This is a genomic window from Asanoa iriomotensis (assembly GCF_016862515.1).
Lineage (GTDB): Bacteria > Actinomycetota > Actinomycetes > Mycobacteriales > Micromonosporaceae > Asanoa > Asanoa iriomotensis.
The window spans coordinates 93618-109939 of record NZ_BONC01000002.1 but is presented as its reverse complement, the minus strand read 5'-3'; the positions used below and the strand labels follow the sequence as shown (position 1 = coordinate 109939).

16 protein-coding genes are annotated in these 16322 nt (G+C 72.7%); 6 read left to right on the top strand and 10 right to left on the bottom strand.

Going from position 1 to position 16322, the window contains the following annotated elements; genetic code table 11:
* Positions 1–20: 20 nt before the first annotated feature.
* Together Air01nite_RS02265 and Air01nite_RS02260 are read right to left on the bottom strand one after the other, a co-directional pair.
* Positions 21–1466: an NAD(P)H-hydrate dehydratase gene (locus tag Air01nite_RS02265; protein WP_203700073.1), complete on the bottom strand. Its 1446-nt coding sequence runs from the start codon at positions 1464–1466 to the stop codon at positions 21–23.
* Positions 1463–1831, bottom strand: a complete 369-nt coding sequence (locus tag Air01nite_RS02260) for a holo-ACP synthase (protein WP_203700072.1) — start codon at positions 1829–1831, stop codon at positions 1463–1465. The genes Air01nite_RS02265 and Air01nite_RS02260 overlap by 4 nt, the downstream gene beginning before the upstream one ends.
* 148 nt (positions 1832–1979) lie before the next feature.
* Between Air01nite_RS02260 and Air01nite_RS02255 the strand changes: the two genes are divergently transcribed.
* From Air01nite_RS02255 to Air01nite_RS02245, 3 genes are all read left to right on the top strand, one after another.
* Positions 1980–2267 (top strand): hypothetical protein, encoded by a 288-nt coding sequence (locus Air01nite_RS02255; RefSeq protein WP_203700071.1) that lies wholly within the window; start codon positions 1980–1982, stop codon positions 2265–2267.
* The gene (locus Air01nite_RS02250; protein ID WP_239090446.1) at positions 2267–3877 is read left to right on the top strand and encodes an alpha/beta hydrolase; all 1611 of its coding nucleotides are present in this window, start codon (positions 2267–2269) and stop codon (positions 3875–3877) included. Before Air01nite_RS02255 ends, Air01nite_RS02250 begins: the two co-directional genes overlap by 1 nt.
* 130 nt (positions 3878–4007) lie before the next feature.
* Positions 4008–4868: a TIGR03620 family F420-dependent LLM class oxidoreductase gene (locus Air01nite_RS02245; protein ID WP_203700070.1), complete on the top strand. Its 861-nt coding sequence runs from the start codon at positions 4008–4010 to the stop codon at positions 4866–4868.
* Positions 4869–5017: 149 nt separating this feature from the next.
* Here Air01nite_RS02245 and Air01nite_RS02240 read toward each other — a convergent pair whose 3' ends face one another.
* Together Air01nite_RS02240 and glmS are read right to left on the bottom strand one after the other, a co-directional pair.
* A complete protein-coding gene (locus tag Air01nite_RS02240) occupies positions 5018–5440 on the bottom strand; it encodes a hypothetical protein (RefSeq protein WP_203700069.1) in 423 nt (140 codons plus the stop codon).
* A 79-nt stretch (positions 5441–5519) separates the two neighbouring features.
* Positions 5520–7418, bottom strand: coding sequence for a glutamine--fructose-6-phosphate transaminase (isomerizing) (gene glmS / locus Air01nite_RS02235; protein ID WP_203700068.1), 1899 nt, complete (start codon positions 7416–7418; stop codon positions 5520–5522).
* A 204-nt stretch (positions 7419–7622) separates the two neighbouring features.
* Here glmS and Air01nite_RS41510 point away from each other — a divergent pair, with 204 nt between their 5' ends.
* Positions 7623–8945: an MmpS family transport accessory protein gene (locus tag Air01nite_RS41510; RefSeq protein ID WP_203700067.1), complete on the top strand. Its 1323-nt coding sequence runs from the start codon at positions 7623–7625 to the stop codon at positions 8943–8945.
* A gap of 48 nt (positions 8946–8993) precedes the next feature.
* On the opposite strand, the gene Air01nite_RS02225 is transcribed toward Air01nite_RS41510, so the two are convergent.
* Both Air01nite_RS02225 and Air01nite_RS02220 read right to left on the bottom strand, forming a co-directional pair.
* Positions 8994–9758 carry an ABC transporter permease gene (locus Air01nite_RS02225; RefSeq protein ID WP_203700066.1) on the bottom strand — a complete coding sequence of 255 codons (765 nt, stop codon included), beginning with the start codon at positions 9756–9758 and terminating at the stop codon, positions 8994–8996.
* On the bottom strand, positions 9755–10672 hold the full coding sequence (locus tag Air01nite_RS02220) for an ATP-binding cassette domain-containing protein (protein ID WP_239090428.1): 918 nt from the start codon (positions 10670–10672) through the stop codon (positions 9755–9757). The genes Air01nite_RS02225 and Air01nite_RS02220 overlap by 4 nt, the downstream gene beginning before the upstream one ends.
* Before the next feature lie 68 nt (positions 10673–10740).
* On the opposite strand from Air01nite_RS02220, the gene Air01nite_RS02215 reads away from it, so the two are divergent.
* Both Air01nite_RS02215 and Air01nite_RS02210 read left to right on the top strand, forming a co-directional pair.
* On the top strand, positions 10741–11496 hold the full coding sequence (locus tag Air01nite_RS02215) for a TetR/AcrR family transcriptional regulator (RefSeq protein WP_203700064.1): 756 nt from the start codon (positions 10741–10743) through the stop codon (positions 11494–11496).
* Complete coding sequence (locus Air01nite_RS02210) at positions 11493–12665, top strand: pyridoxal phosphate-dependent aminotransferase (RefSeq protein ID WP_275408172.1); 1173 nt, start codon at positions 11493–11495, stop codon at positions 12663–12665. Before Air01nite_RS02215 ends, Air01nite_RS02210 begins: the two co-directional genes overlap by 4 nt.
* Here Air01nite_RS02210 and glmM read toward each other — a convergent pair.
* The 4 genes from glmM to Air01nite_RS02190 all read right to left on the bottom strand — a co-directional run bounded on the left by glmM (position 12662) and on the right by Air01nite_RS02190 (position 16290).
* Entirely contained in the window at positions 12662–14014 is a 1353-nt protein-coding gene (gene glmM, locus Air01nite_RS02205; protein ID WP_203700063.1) for a phosphoglucosamine mutase, read from the bottom strand. The genes Air01nite_RS02210 and glmM overlap by 4 nt on opposite strands.
* A gap of 106 nt (positions 14015–14120) precedes the next feature.
* On the bottom strand, positions 14121–14621 hold the full coding sequence (gene rpsI, locus Air01nite_RS02200) for a 30S ribosomal protein S9 (RefSeq protein WP_239090427.1): 501 nt from the start codon (positions 14619–14621) through the stop codon (positions 14121–14123).
* 23 nt (positions 14622–14644) lie between these two features.
* Positions 14645–15088 carry a 50S ribosomal protein L13 gene (gene rplM, locus Air01nite_RS02195; protein WP_203700062.1) on the bottom strand — a complete coding sequence of 148 codons (444 nt, stop codon included), beginning with the start codon at positions 15086–15088 and terminating at the stop codon, positions 14645–14647.
* 128 nt (positions 15089–15216) lie between these two features.
* Positions 15217–16290, bottom strand: coding sequence for a uroporphyrinogen-III synthase (locus tag Air01nite_RS02190; RefSeq protein WP_203700061.1), 1074 nt, complete (start codon positions 16288–16290; stop codon positions 15217–15219).
* Between the last annotated feature and the right edge of the window lie 32 nt (positions 16291–16322).

The following is a 16322-nucleotide window of genomic DNA, read 5'->3' as shown; positions in this document are numbered from 1 at the left end:
GGGTAGTGACGTTTTCCGGTTCACCTGGTCAGGTGTTCGATGACGGGGCGTAAGGCGTCCGCGACGTCTGGGGCGGTAACCGGGCCGTGGCGGGCGGCTTCGCGGCCGGCGAGTCCGTGCAGGTAGGCGGCTGTGACGGCGGCCACTTCCGGGCGCAGGCCACCGGCCAGGAGGGAGCCGAGCAGGCCGGCCAGGACGTCGCCGGTGCCGCCCGTGGCCAGTGCGGCCGAGCCGGTCGGGTTCGCGTACGCGGTGCCGCTCGGGGTGGCGACGATCGTGCGGTCACCCTTGAGCAGGACCACGGCGTTGGTGTGCGCGGCCAGCTTCTGCGCCGCGCCGACCCGGTCGTTGCCGGGCTCCTCGCCGGCCAGGCGGGCGAACTCGCGGTCGTGCGGGGTGAGCACCATCGGCGCGCTGCGCCCGCGCATCAGGTCGGCCATCGTGCCGCCGACCAGCAGGTTGAGCGCGTCGGCGTCGAGGACGACGGGGAGGCTGGTGGCGAGCACCGTGCGGACGGCCGTCGCGGCGGTCTCGTCGGTGCCCAGGCCGCTGCCCACCACCCAGGCCTGCACCCGGCCGGCGTCGGTGATCCGGTCGGTGGCGATCACGCTGGGGTGGGCCTGCACGACGTACTCGCGGGCGGTGCCGGCGTAGCGGACCATGCCGGTCGGGCCGGCCAGCGCACCAGCCGTCGACATGATCGCGGCACCCGGGTAGGTCATCGAGCCGGTGGCGATGCCGACCACGCCGCGGGTGTATTTCTCGTCGGTGGGGCGGTGCTTCGGCAGGGCCTGCGCGATGTCGGCGCGGTCCGGCACCAGCACCGCGGGATCGGCGCGCAGCCAGGGGCGCAGGCCGATGTCGACCAACTCGACCTCGCCGGCCAGCGGTGCGGCGGGGCCGACCACATGGGCCGGCTTCAGGCAGCCGAAGGTGACGGTGACATCGGCTCGGACGGCTTTCCCGGGTACGTCGCCCGTGTCGACGTCGACGCCGCTGGGCACGTCGACGGCGACCATGGTGGGGCGCTGACCGTGCCGGCCACGGCGTTCCAGGGTGCGGTGGAGGGTGGTGGCGGCGCCGCTGCGGAGGCCGCCCTTGGCGCCGATGCCGACGATGCCGTCGACGACCAGGTCGATCGTGCGCGGAGGTTGGTCCTGGGCGCGGCCGCCCGCCTGGGTCAGGGCCGTCAGGCCTTCCCGGTGGACTTTGGCCGGGTCGAGGACGACCGCGGTGACCGCGGCGCCGCGCCGGGCGAGGATGGCGCCCGCGTAGAGGGCGTCGCCGCCGTTGTTGCCCGCGCCGATGAGGAGGGTGACGTGTGCGCCGTACACCTGCTCGAGAATGAGCGCGCAGCGGCGCGCGAGTCCCGCGGCGGCGCGTTGCATCAGGGTGCCCTCCGGGAGGCGGGCCATCAGCGCTTCTTCGGCCGCCCGCACGTCGGCGACCCGCCAGGCCGGCCTCACTGCTCCGCCACCACCATCGCGGAGGCGATGCCGCCGTCGTGGGACAGGCTCAGGTGCCAGCGGTTGACGCCGCGCTCGGCGGCCGCGGCGGCGACCGTGCCGCTGACGGTGAGCCAGGGCCTTCCGTCGGGGTCGGTGACGATCTCGCAGTCGTGCCAGTGCAGGCCGGCGGGGGCGCCGAGCGCCTTGGCGACGGCCTCCTTGGCCGCGAACCGGGCCGCGAGCGACTCCGGTGAACGCGGATTGCCGGATCCGGTGAATCGCTCCCCTTCGGTGAACAGGCGGTCACCGAGCAGGGGTGTGCGCGACAGCGCCCCGGTGAACCGTTCGACGAGGACGACGTCGATCCCGACAGCGACGATCATCGGACCAGCCTATTAGCAGCCGGTGTACGCGTGGGGCAAGCCATGTGGACAGCCGGCCTGGGCTGGGTCTCCTGGTTGTCCACAGCCCCGCCTTCCGCGCTTGTGGCCGCCCTAGCGTTCTGGCATCGCCTTTGTCTGGAGGTTTGCCGTGGACGGTGACCTGAGTGTCGAGCCCGGTCTGTTGCGGGACCGGGCGGTCGAGCTGGAGCTGGTGGCGCGGGGGCTGGCCGCCGGGTTGGGTTCCGATCTGTGCGTGCCCGCGCCGGATTGGTCCTCCGGCACCTCGTTGGCCGAGCTGTCGGGTGCGGTGGCTTCCTCCCTGGGTGCCGCCGCCGCGCGGGTGGCGCACTCCGGTGGGTTGCTGCGGGAGGCGGCGGGTGCCTATGAGGACGCTGACGTTCGGGCCGCGCGTCGGCTCGGTGGGGTGGGCTGGTGATGGTGACCTACACGCAGTTGTGGCGGGCGGATCCGGCGGCGTGGCGGGCCGCCGGTGCGGCGTGGTCGCGGCTGGCGGAGGCGGTCGGGCGGCGAGCCGCGGAGCTGGGTGCGGTGGCCGGGCGGGTCACCGACGGGTGGCGCGGAGCGGCCGGCGCGGCGGCCGGTGGTCACGTGCGGCGGCTGCGGGAGCCGCTCGACGCGGCCCGGCTGGCGTTCGTCGAGACCGACCAGGTGCTGTCGGGTTTCGCGTCCGGGCTGGCCCGGGCGCGCGGCATGCTCGCCGCGGCGGTGGCCGCGGCCGGGCCCGCCCACGTCGAGATCGACCGGTCGGGGCGCACGGCGCCGGACGTCACGGTCACGGGGATCGACCGGGTGGCCGCGCTGCACGCGGCCGACCGGGTCGGGGCCGGGATCGCCGCAGCGCTCTCCGCGGCTGCCATGGCCGACCGCACCGCGGCCGCCGCCCTCGACCGCCTTGCCGCGGCGGCGGCCGCGGGCTGGCCGTTGGCCGTGCCCCGGTCACGGCCGCCGTTCGGCACACCGCCCGGGGTCGTGCGCCAGTGGTGGGCCGGGCTGACGGAGCCCGAGCGGCGCTGGCTCCTGCTGTTCGAGCCGGCCTATGTCGGTCGCCTCGACGGCGTCCCGGTGTGGGCGCGCGACCTCGCCAACCGGTCGCTGCTCGCGGGCCAGCGCGCCGGGCTGGTGCGGGAGCGGGCGCTGGCCGTCAAGACGGCGATGCCCCGGCACGCGGCGGTGTCCGCCAGCCACCGGCTGGTCGGGCTGATGTCCGGCATCGACGCGGTCTCCGCCCGGTTGTCGGCCGAGACGGGCGAGCGCGCCTACCTGCTGTCGCTGGACCCGACCGGCGACGGCCGGGTGGTGCTGGCGGTCGGCGACCCGGACCGGGCCGACAACGTGCTGACCTACGTGCCGGGCATGACCGCCGACCTGCGCGCGGTCCGCGACGACCTGGGCCGGGTCGAGGCCCTGGCGGCCCGTGCGGCGGCCGTCGACCAGGCGCAACGCACGTCGGTGGTGCTGTGGCTCGACTACGAGGCGCCGTCGTTCCTGGACGAGGCGATGTTCGCCGCGAAGGCGGAGTCCGCCGGGCCGGCGTTGCACCGGTTCGCGGAGGGTCTACGCACGACCCACGAGGGCCCGCCGGCGCAGCAGACGGTGCTGGGGCACAGCTACGGGTCGTTGACCGTCGGCACGACCGCCCGCACTTTCGGGTTGCCCGCCAACGATCTGATCTTCATCGGCTCGCCTGGGGTGGGCACGGATGAGGCGTCGACGCTGGGCATCCCGCCATCGCACGTCTGGTCTAGCACGGCGGCCAACGACCCGATCGCTTACCTGGCGCCGGGTTGGCGTGAGCCGTTCAACCGAGCGGCGGCGTTGCTGACGGATCCGCTGTCGCCGGACCTCCGACCTCGCCCGAGCGAAGACCTGTGGTTCGGCCGCAACCCCACGGACCCGGCCTTCGGCGGCCGTGTCTTCACCGGGGAGCCGTTCGGTCACAGCGGCTACTGGCGCGCGGACAACGACGCCCTGACCGACATCGCCCAAATCGCCCTGGGCCCGGAACACCAGTCCCGAGTGGAGTGACCGACATGCCCGACCGCTCACACCCCGATCGTGCTGACATGAGGCAGCACACACCGTCGGCGAACGGGTGTGCGCTCGCGCGGGGTTCGTGCGGCGGTGCGATGGGGCGAGGGCCGGTAGCGTCGCGGGCATGGAGACGCGGGCGGCGGTCGGGCGGGTCGGGTTATGGAGCCGGGAGTTCCGCGGTGCGGATCCGGCGCTCGCCGGCGACGCGGCGGCTGAGATCGAGGCGCTGGGTTACGGCGCCATCTGGATCGGGGCGTCGCCCGACGTGCCGGCCGCGCGGCCATTGCTCGACGCGACCTCGCGGATCGTGGTGGCGACCGGGATTCTCAGCGTCTGGCAGCACGACGCCGTGGGGGTCGCCGCGCGGACCGCCGGCTTGACCGCCGAGCACCCGGGTCGGTTCCTGCTCGGGCTCGGGGTGAGCCATCAGCCTTCGGTGGCCGGATACCGGCAGCCTTACGCGAAGATGGTCGACTACCTGGACGCGCTCGACGCGGCGCCCCGGCCGGTGCCACCGGCGCAGCGGGTGATCGGGGCGCTTGGTCCGCGGATGCTGCGGCTCGCCGCGGAGCGCACCGCCGGGGCGCACCCCTATCTGGCGCCGGTGGCGCATACGGCGGCGGCACGCGCTGAGCTGGGCCCCCGACCGCTGCTCGCGCCCGAGGTCAACGTGGTGCTCGAGGCCGACCCGGCAACGGCTCGCCGCGCCGCGCGGGCTCACCTGGAGCGCTATCTGGGGCTGCCGAACTACACCAACAACCTGCGCCGCTTCGGCTTCACCGACGACGACCTCGGCGCCGGCGGCAGTGACCGGCTGGTCGACGGCCTCTACCTGTGGGGCGACGAGGAGCGGATCCGCGAAGGCGCCGCGGAGTATTTCGCCGCGGGCGCTGACCACGTCGCCGTCCAGGTCATTCGGTCGACCCCGGACGCCCTCCCGCCGCTGGCCGAATACCGCCGGCTGGCGGCGGCGCTCATCGGGTGAGGCCTCCCTGGCTTGCTCGACCTCCACCACCCGGCGGCCTTGCCGGACCTCCACGCCCGGTAGCCCTATCCGACCTCCACGATCAGGCGGCCTTCCCGAAGCCTACGAGCCGGCAGAACCCGGCCGCAGTAGCCGAGGCGGTGGCCCCGTCACAGCTCGATGCGGCTCCACCACCACGGGATGTCCCGGCGGACGAAGGGGTTGTGGACCGTGCGGCTCAGGTAGTGGTCGTCGAGCGGTCGCATGGCCTCGCGCAGTTCGCGTCTTGCCTTGCGGCGCAGCGCCCACGTCGCGCGTTCCAGGGTCGTGCGCACGTGTGGGTCGCGCGAACACCCGGCGTCCGGGTGTTCGTCCGTCCAGCGCCAGAAGCGGTCGTCCGGCGGTCGCCGGACCGATATGGACCAACGACGGAACGAATGTGCCACCTCGCCAGCACGGAAACCGTTGGCCCGCTCGAACGCGGCGATCTGGCGGTTGGCCGAGGCGGACAACCCGCGGATCACCGGTGGGCGGCCAGATTTCGACCGGCTGGGCAACGCGGACCTGAGCTCGCCCGGGGACCGGCGAGGCATGGACACTTCCAAAAGGGAGCCGTCTCGACTCCCCTGATTAGAGCACGCGGCGCGGCCGGCCGGCCGCGCCGCGTTTCGGCTATTCGACCGTGACCGACTTGGCCAGGTTGCGGGGCTGGTCCACGTCGTGGCCGCGGGCCGAGGCGATCTCGCAGGCCAGCACCTGGAGCGGGACGGTCGTGACCAGCGGCGCCAGCAGCGTGGGGGTGCGGGGCACGGCGATCACGTGGTCCGCGTACGGCAGGACCGCCTCGTCGCCGTCCTCGGCGATGACGATCGTGCGGGCGCCGCGGGCGCGTACCTCTTGGATGTTCGAGACGATTTTGTCGTGGAGCATCCCGCGGCCCGCCGGCGACGGGACCACGCAGACGACCGGCGTGCCGTGGTCGATCAGGGCGATCGGGCCGTGCTTGAGCTCGCCCGCCGCGAAGCCCTCCGCGTGCATGTAGGCGAGCTCCTTGAGCTTGAGTGCGCCCTCCAGCGCGACCGGGTAGCCCACGTGGCGGCCGATGAACAGCACCGTGCCCGCCGACGCCAGCTCGCGGCCCAGCTCGCGGACCGGCTCCATGCGGTCGAGGAGCTCGCGCAGCTTGTCGGGCATCTCCTGCAGCTGCGCGACGACGGCGCCTACCTCGTCCGCGTACTTGATGCCGCGGACCTGAGCCAGGTGCAGGCCGATCAGGTAGCAGGCGACGAGCTGGGTCAGGAACGCCTTGGTCGAGGCGACCGCGATCTCCGGGCCGCCGTGGGTGTAGAGCACCGCGTCGGACTCGCGCGGGATGGTCGAACCGTTGGTGTTGCAGATGGCGAGCACTCGGGCCTTCTGGTCCTTGGCGTGCCGCAGCGCCATCAGGGTGTCCATCGTCTCGCCCGACTGGGAGATCACGACGACCAGCGTGGACCGGTCGAGCACCGGGTCGCGGTAGCGGAACTCGCTGGCCAGCTCGACCTCGCACGGGATGCGGGTCCAGTGCTCGATGGCGTACTTGGCGACCAGCCCGGTGTGGTAGGAGGTGCCGCAGGCGACGATGAAGATCTTGTCGACGTCGCGGAGGTCCTGGTCGGTCAGGCGGACCTCGTCGAGCCGGATCTCGCCGTGCTCGGTCAGGCGGCCCAGCAGGGTGTCGGCGATCGCCTGGGGCTGCTCGGCGATCTCCTTGAGCATGAAGTAGTCGTAACCGCCCTTTTCGGCCGCCGACGCATCCCAGTCGATGTGGAAGTCGCGACCGCTGGCCACGGCGCCGTTGAAGTCGGTGATCTCGATGCCCTCGGGCGTGATCAGCACGACCTGGTCCTGGCCGAGCTCGATCGCCTCGCGGGTGTGCTCGATGAACGCCGAGACGTCGCTGGCCAGGAAGTTCTCGCCGTCACCGCGGCCGACCACGAGCGGCGAGTTGCGCCGGGCCGCGGCCACCGCGCCGGGCGTGCCCGCGTCGGTCGCCAGCAGCGTGAACGCGCCCTCCAGGCGCCGGCTCACGCGGCGCATCGCCTCCGCGAGCGCCTGCGGGCCGCCGAGGCCGGGGTTTTCCAGGTGGACGGCGGCCAGCGCGATCTCCATCAGGTGCGCCGCGACCTCGGTGTCGGTGTCGCTGGCGAACTCGACGCCCGTGGCCTCCAACTCGGCCCGCAGGCCGGCGAAGTTCTCGATGATGCCGTTATGGATGACGGCGACGCGACCGTTGCGCGACACGTGCGGGTGGGCGTTGCGGTCCGTCGGGCCGCCGTGGGTGGCCCAGCGGGTGTGGCCGATGCCGGTCGTGCCGGTGCCGATGTGGGTTTCCGCGGTGTCGATCGGGCGCTCGGCGAGGGCCTTCTCGAGGTTGGCCAGCTTGCCGGCGCGCTTCTCGGTCAGCAGGCAGTCGGCGCCGACCACGGCGACGCCGGCCGAGTCGTAGCCGCGGTATTCGAGCCGCCGCAGCCCGTCCAGCACGATGCCGAGCGCCGGTCGGGCGCCCACGTAACCCACGATTCCACACATGAGCCAGACTCTAGCCGAAATTCGCTCATGCCGCGTGCTCGAAAGTGTGCCTATCAATCATCTGACATGAGCGATGCCACGTGTACGGAGGGTGGTCGCCTGCCCGTCCGGCGGGCGTAGGGACGACTGCCCGGTGTGGACGGCAACCGGTACTGTCGGCCCGTTACGCCGCGTTCGAGTCAAGCCCCGCCTCTTGGAGCGCAGATGAGTCGTCCCACCCCTCCCGAGCCCGCCCCGTCGGACGACTCCGGCCCCACCGCCCCGCTGAGCCCGGCGGCCCCGTCGGCGACCCCAGGCGGTGACCAGCCGGCGCCGAGCTTCACCGTGCCGCCGGCCACGTCCGTCGATGCGCCGCAGCCCACCGACACCGATACGACCTCGCCCATGCCGACCGCCGCGGCGCCCGCCGATCCGGGGACGCCGCCGCCCGGTCCGAAGCCGCCCTCCGTCGGAGGCCAGGCGGGGCGGCCGACCGCCCCACTGCCCCCGCCCGCCCCCGCGCCGACGGCGCCCCTCCCCCAAGGCCCGCCGGCGGCGCACCGGGGCACGCCGACCTTCACCCCCGGATCGGCCCCCGTCTACCCCAGCGCGCCGCCGCCCACCGGCAGCCCGGTCGGCTACCCGTCGAGCGCCCCGCCCGGCTACTCCACCGACACCCCGCCCGCCGGTGGGGACAAGGCCTACCCCAAGACCTCGCCCCTGCCGCCCGGTGCCAACCCGTACGACCCGGCCTACAGCGGCCCCGCCGAGCCCAGCCCCTACGCCCGACCGCCGGGCACCCCGCCGGACGCGCCGTTCGCCCCGCCGGACGCGCCGTTCGCCCCGCCAGAGCCGGGACAGGCGCACGCGCAGGCCCCGGTGACCGCACCGCCGAGCGCCAACCCCTACGCGCCCCCACCGGGCTACCCGAACCCCTACGGCCAGCCGGGCTACCCGACGCCGGCCTCCGCGCCGTACAACCCGTACAACGCGGCCCCCGCCTACGACCAGCCCGTCAAGCGCAGGCGCGGCAACGGCCCGATCATCGCCCTGATCGTCGTGCTCGCCCTGCTCTTCTGCGGTGGCGTCGCCACCGCCGGCGTGCTGCTGATCGCCAACCGCGACGACGACCCCGTGATCACGCAGCCGACCAACCCCGCGCTCCCCGAGCCCGAGGTGCCGGACAACCCGGCCCCCGATCCGACCTTCGAGTTGCCCGACGACCTCGACGACCTACCGACCGAGCTGCCCGGCCTGCCGGGTGTCGCCGGCAAGACCGTCGTCTACGAGGTCACCGGCAGCGGCCGGGCCGACATCACGTACGTCGACGACCTCTCCGGCGAGACCCGGCAGCTCAAGAACCAGCGCCTGCCGTGGAAGCACCAGTTCACCAGCACCAACGGCTCGTTGCTGCTGACCGTCAGCGCCAACCGGTCCAGCGGCGACAACGACGGGCTCGGCTGCCGGATCACGGTCGACGGCAAGCAGGCCGTCCTCGACACCGGCAGCATCATCGGCGCCTTCTGCATCGGCACGATCTTCGGCTGACGCTGACGAACCGAGCGACGCCGGGCGAACGGACCGGCGCCGCCGGCATCAGGCGGTGCGGCGCCGGAACAGGACCGCCGCCCAGGTGAACGCCACCAGCGTGATCCCGCCGAACCAGATCAACGCGATCCACCAGCTCGACCCGATCGGCGTGCCCATCAGCAGCCCCCGCGTGGTCTCCACGATCGGCGTGATCGGCTGGTGCTCCGCGACACCGCGCAGCCAGGTCGGCAGCGTGTCGACCGGCACGAACGCGCTGCTGACGTACGGCAGGAAGGTGATCGCGAACGTCGCACCGCCGGCCGCGTCCACGCTGCGTACCAGCAGGCCGAGGCACGCGGCCAGCCACGAGATCGACAGCATGAACAGCGCGAGGAACCCGATCGCCGCGAACCACTCGCCGACACCCGCCGCCGGGCGCCAGCCGACCAGCAGGCCGACCCCGATCACGAGGGCCATCGCGACCAGGTTGCGGGCCACGCTGGCGACCACGTGTCCGGTGAGGACGGCCGAGCTGACCACCGGCATCGAGCGGATCCGGTCCATGATCCCGCCGACCATGTCGTGGGTGACGCTCACCGCGGTCGTGGACGCGCCGAACCCGGCACACAGGATGATGATCCCGGGTACGACGTAGTTGACGTACTCCGTGCCGGTGTTGACCGCACCGCCGAAGATGTAGACGAAGATCAGCATCAGCATGATCGGCAGCATGACCGCCATCAGCAGCGCCTCGACGTTGCGCGCGGAGATGCGCAGGCTGCGGCCGATCATCGCGAGCGAGTTGTCGACCGCCCAGTAGGCGCTGGTCATCGCGGGTTACCTCCGGTCAGGGCGAAGAACACGTCGTCGAGGGTGGGCCGGTGGATGGCGACCTTGTCGACGGTCGCGCCGACCTTGTCCATCCGTTGGAGCAGTTCACGGACCTCGGCCGCGGTGCCGGTGGTCGCGACCGTCACCGACCGCTCACCGGACGCGGGGACATCGAGGTCGGCCACCGCGAGGGCCAGGGCGGCCGCGGACGCGAACTCGAGCTCCACCCGCTCACCGCCGACCCGCACCTTCAGCGACGCCGCGGTGCCGTCGGCGACCGCGACGCCGTGGTCGATCAGCATGATCCGGTCGGCGAGCTGGTCGGCCTCCTCGAGGTACTGCGTGGTCAGGAAGACGGTCGAGCCACCGGCCGCCAGCGAGCGGACGAATGACCACATCTGCTGCCGGCTCCGCGGGTCGAGCCCGGTCGTCGGCTCGTCCAGGAAGATCACCGGCGGTGCCGTCACCAGGCTCATCGCCAGGTCGAGCCGCCGCCGCATGCCGCCCGAGTACGTCTTGACCAGCTTCCGCCCTGCCTCGGCGAGGTCGAACCGCTCCAGCAGCTCGACCGCGCGCTGCCCGGCGGCCCGCCGACCGAGCCGGCACAGGCGGCCGACCATGACGAGGTTCTCCCGCCCGGTCTGCAGCTCGTCGACCGCCGCGTACTGCCCGGTCAGGCTGATCTTCCGGCGCACCTCGAACGCCTCGGAAACCACGTCGTGCCTCATCACCGACGCCCGGCCGGCGTCCGGCCGGACCAGCGTCGCCAGGATCCGCACGAGCGTCGTCTTGCCCGCCCCGTTGGGCCCGAGCAGCCCGAACACCGTGCCGGCCGGCACGGTCAGGTCGATGCCGTCGAGCACGCGCTGGCTGCCGTAGGACTTCGAAACCCCATGGACCTGGATCGCGTCCACGCCCTCCCCCAAACTGTTTATGCCCTACACGAATTGGTTTAGGCTATACGCAGTTCTAGGATGGGGCAATGCCCGAGCTGCCACCCGGTGTCGACGTGCTGTGGGGACGCCGCGAACAAGCCAAGCGCGGCCCGCGCCCCAACCTCAGCATCGAGCAGATCGTCGACGCCGCGATCGACGTCGCGACGGCCGACGGGCTCGGCGAGGTGAGCATGAGCAAGGTCTCCGACCGGCTCGGCAAGTCGGCGATGTCGCTCTACCGCTACGTCCGCAACAAGGACGAGCTGCTCCAGCTGATGATGGACGTGAGCGCGGTCAAGGCACCGCCACCCGAGCCCGACGACACCCTGGGCTGGCGCCCCAACCTGGAGCGTTGGGCGCACGAGCTGGTCGGTCTCTATCGCAGCCACGCGTGGGTGCTGCACATCCCGATCGGCCCGACCCCGCCGATCGGCCCCGGGCAACTCACCTGGCTCGACCGGGCGCTGGCCTGCCTGCGGCCGACCCGGCTGCCCGCGGAGATCCGGATCGGCGTGGTGATGCTGCTGCTCACCTTCATCCGCGGCCAGGTGCGGATGACGCAGGAGATCAACCAGACGGCCGTCAGCCCGGCCGAGGGCCAACCGACCTACGGCGAGATGATGCGCACGGTGGTCGACAAGCACCGGCTGCCCGATCTGGCCCGCATCGTCGACGAGGGCGTCTTCGACGACCCCGGCGAGGGGATCAGCGACCAGGAGTTCGACCTGGAGGTCCAGTTCGGGTTCATGATGATTTTCGACGGCATCGAACGCCTGGTCCGCGCGTACGAGGAGGCACAGTGACGGATCCGCTGATCGCGCGGATGCGCCCGTTCGGCACCACGATCTTCGCCGAGATGTCGGCGCTGGCCGTGCGGACCGGCGCGGTCAACCTGGGCCAGGGCTTCCCGGACACGGACGGTCCGCCGGAGATGCTCGACGCGGCCGCCAGGGCCATCCACGACGGGCACAACCAGTACCCGCCCGGCCCCGGAGTCCCGGCGCTGCGGGCCGCGATCAGCGCGCACCAGCGGCGGTTCTGGGGTCTCGACTACGACCCCGACGGCGAGGTGCTGGTCACGGCCGGCGCGACCGAGGCGGTCGCCGCCGCGATCCTGGCGCTCTGCGAGCCCGGCGACGAGGTGGTCTGCTTCGAGCCCTACTACGACTCGTACGCGGCCACGATCGCGCTGGCCGGTGCGGTGCGCCGGCCGGTCACGCTGCGCCCGGGCGCCGACGGCCGCTACGCCGTGGACCCCGACGAGCTGCGGGCCGCGTTCGGTCCGCGTACCCGACTGGTGCTGTTGAACTCACCGCACAACCCGACCGGCAAGGTCTTCACGCGCGCGGAGCTGGCCCTGGTCGCGCAGCTGTGCCAGGCGCACGACTGCTACGCCGTCACCGACGAGGTCTACGAGCACCTGGTGTTCACCGACGCCGCGACACCGCACGTGCCTTTGGCGACGCTGCCCGGCATGCGCGACCGCACGCTGCGCATCTCCTCGGCCGGCAAGACCTTCTCGTGTACGGGCTGGAAGATCGGCTGGGCCAGCGGGCCGCGCGACCTGGTCTCGGCGGCCCTGCGGGTCAAGCAGTTCCTGACGTTCGTCAACGGTTCGCCGTTCCAGCCCGCGGTCGCGCTCGCGCTCGGCCTGCCGGACACGTACTTCGCGGAGTTCCGTGCCGGGCTGCAGGCGCAGCGGGACCTGCTGCTCGCCGGCCTGCGCGACGCCGGGTTCGGTGTGCTCGCGCCCGAGGGCACCTACTTCGTGACGGCCGACATCACCCCGCTGGGCGGCACCGACGGCGTCGAGTTCTGCCGGTCGCTGCCGGAGCGCTCGGGCGTGGTGGCGGTGCCGACGCAGGTGTTCTACGACGACGTCGACGCCGGCCGCCACCTGGTGCGGTTCGCCTTCTGCAAGCGGCCGGCGGTGCTCAACGAGGCGGTCGCGCGCCTGCGCAAAGCCGCCTAGGCGGCGGGCGAGGCGGCGCGCACGACGGCGGCGAGGCGCTCGGCGACGTCGCGGGCGGTCTCGGCGGTCGCCGCCTCGACCATCACCCGCACGAGCTGCTCGGTGCCGGAGGGTCGCAGCAGCACCCGGCCGGTGTCGCCCAGCTCGGCCTCGGCCGCCGCGGCCGCCTCCAGCACGGCCGGCGCCTGGGCACCCGCGGTGCGGTCGCCGACCGGGACGTTGATCAGCACCTGCGGCAGCTTGGTCACCACCGACGCGAGCTCGGCCAGCGACTTGCCGGTGGCGGCGATCCGGGCCATCAGGTGCAGGCCGGCGAGGACGCCGTCGCCCGTGGTCGCGTACGCCGGCATGATGATGTGGCCGCTCTGCTCGCCGCCCAGCGACAGGCCCGAGCCGCGCAGCTCGTCGAGCACGTAGCGGTCGCCGACCTTGGTCTCGACCAGCCCGATGCCCTCGCCGCGCATCGCCAGCTTCAGGCCGAGGTTGCTCATCACCGTGGTGACCAACGTGTCGCTGGTCAGCGTGCCGGCCTCGCGCATCGCGAGCGCGAGGATCGCCATGATCTGGTCGCCGTCGACCTCGTCGCCGGTGGCCGTGACCGCGAGGCAGCGGTCGGCGTCGCCGTCGACCGCGAGGCCGAGGTCGGCGCCGTTGGCCAGCACGGCCTCGCGCACGGTGTCGAGGTGGGTCGAGCCGCAGCCGTCGTTGATGTTGATGCCGTCGGGCTCGGCGTGGATCGCGATGACCTCGGCGCCGGCCTCCCGGTAGACGACGGGGGCGATGTCGGCGGCCGCGCCGTTGGCGCAGTCGACGACCACCTTGAGGCCGGCCAGCGGCTGGGTGATCGAGCCGACGAGGTGCTGCACGTAGTGGTCCGCGCCGTCGAGCAGGTCGTGCACGCGGCCGACGCCGGCGCCGGTGGGCCGGGTCCAGCCGGCGGTGCCGGCCTCGATCGCCGCTTCGATCTTGTGCTCGATGTCGTCGGGCAGCTTGTGCCCGCCGGCCGCGAAGATCTTGATGCCGTTGTCGGGCATCGGGTTGTGCGAGGCCGAGAGCATGACGCCGAAGTCGGCCTTGGTCTCGGCCACCAGGTAGGCGACCGCGGGGGTCGGCAGCACGCCGACCCGCACCACGTTGGCGCCCGCGCTGGTCAGGCCCGCGACGGTGGCCGCCTCGAGCATCTCGCCGGACGCGCGGGGGTCGCGGCCCACGACGGCCAGCGGCGGGTGGGAACGGTCAACTTCGGCGAGGGTACGGGCGGCCGCGACCGCCACGGCGAGCGCGAGCTCGGGGGTGAGGTCGGCGTTCGCCTTCCCGCGTACCCCGTCAGTGCCGAAGAGACGGCCCATGGAAGAACCTCCGCTGTCTGTGTGAGGGGGAGCAACCCAAGAATGCCAACGGCCGGGCTGCCGTCGCATCAAAGCGACGACACATCCCGGCCGGATGGTTAGCGAATCAACGCTTGGAGTACTGCGGGGCCTTACGGGCCTTCTTGAGGCCGTACTTCTTGCTTTCCTTGACCCGGGCGTCCCGGGTGAGGAAGCCGGCCTTCTTGAGCGCCGGGCGGTCGTCGCTGTCGTTGGCGATCAGCGCGCGGGCGATCGCGAGGCGCAGCGCGCCGGCCTGGCCGGTGATGCCGCCGCCGCGGAGGTTGGCGATGACGTCGAACGCCTCGGCCTTCTCGGCGGTCACCAGCGGCTCGCGGATCAGCTGCTGGTGCACCTTGCTCGGGAAGTATTCCTGGAGCTCGCGGCCGTTGCAGGTGATCTTGCCGCTGCCCGGCACGATGCGCACCCGGACGATGGCTTCCTTGCGCCGGCCGACGGTCTGGATCGGGCGGTCACCGCGCGGTGCGCGGGTCGCGGGGGCGGGAGCCGCGGCGGTGGCCGTGGCGGTCGTCGCGGCCGGCGCGGCCTCGGCGACGGCGGCCGGGGTGGGCGCGCTGATGTCGGTCATGTCTGTGGCTTCCTCGTCCGCGCTCACTGCGCGATCTGCTTGATCTCGAACGGCACCGGCTGCTGCGCGGCGTGCGGGTGCTCGGCGCCGGCGTAGACCTTCAGCTTCTTGATGAGCTGACGGCTGAGCTTGTTGTGCGGGAGCATGCCCTTGACGGCCAGCTCGATCGCGTGCTCGGGGCGCTTGGACAGCAGCTCCTCGTAGCCGACCTGCTTGAGACCGCCCGGGTAGCCCGAGTGCCGGTAGGCGACCTTGGTCTGCCGCTTGTTGCCCGTCAGGGCGACCTTGCCAGCGTTGACGATCACGACGAAGTCGCCCGTGTCGACGTGGGGGGCGAAGGTCGGCTTGTGCTTGCCGCGCAGCAGCGTGGCCGCGTGGGTGGCCAACCGGCCCAGCACGACGTCAGACGCGTCGATGATGTGCCACTGACGCTCGATCTCACCCGGCTTCGGGCTGTACGTACGCACAGGTTTACCTTGTCTCGTCGTCGTCGGTCTGGGGTCGCACGCCAGAATGTCGCGTCGCGCACAACAGCAGACAACAATACCTGCTGCGAGCAGGCAGGGTCAAAACGGGGTTGTGGCCGTGGCCGAGGTCAGTCTACAGCTAACCGATAGCCTCTCTTCACCACGGTCTGCACCACTCTAGGGATGCCCAGGCCGGCTCTCAAGCGGGCCACCGCCATCTCGACCGCGTGCTCGTCGGCGCCCCTCGGCAGGGTGCGCAGCAGGGCAGCCCGGGAGAAGACCCGGCCCGGCTCGGTGGCCAGCGCCCGGAGCACCGACATCGGGCCCGGCGCGAGCGGCTTGAGGGCGCCGTCGACCACGGCCGCGTGCCCGCGCAAGGTCAGGTCATGGCCGTTGACCTGCACGTTCACCGCGCGGGGCGGCAGCTCTTTGATGATCGCCCGGACCAGCGCGCCGAGCCGGGCGCGGCCCGGCGCGACCACCGGCACGCCGAGGCGGCGCAGCGGTGCCGCGGAGACCGGGCCCACGCAGGCGACCAGGACGTCCTCGCGCAGCGCGGCCAGCAGGTCGTCGGCGCTCGGGCCGGCCGCCCTGATCAGCGCGTGGACGGCCGGCGCGGAGGTGAAGGTGACGGCGTCGACCAGTCGGCCGGTGACCAGGTCGACCATCCGGTGCAGCGGGGCCGGGTCGAGCGGGGGCGCCCAGCGGTACAGGGGTATCTCGATCACGGTGGCACCGGCCGCCTCCAAAGCGGCCGTCCACTCGGGCTGGCGCTCACCGGGCAACTGCATGGCCACGACCTGACCGCGTACGCCCCGGTGGCGGAGGTGGTCGATGACCTCGGCGTACGTCTCTTCGACGGGTGCGCCCTCGCCCCTTACCCGGGGATCCCTGGTTACCACGTATGCCTGAGCCAGCACGCCGCGCAGCGGCTCGGCCAGGCCCCAGCCGTCGGCGGCCTCCAGCCAGCCGCGCATGCCGATCGAGGTGTTGGCGACCACGATGTCCGGCGGGCGGTCGAGGCACGCCCTGGTGGCGGCGCGCAACTCCGTGTCGTCGGCGAGCGGCACGATCCGCAGGGCCGGTGCCAGGACGACCCGGGCGCCGCGCCGTTCCAGCATGGTGCCCAGGACGTCGCGGGTCCGGTCGGCGGTGACACCGATGGTGAAACCAGCCAGTTCGGCGGACGCCGGGCGGTCCATCAGGGTGTCCGAACCGGCCGTTGGTACATGTC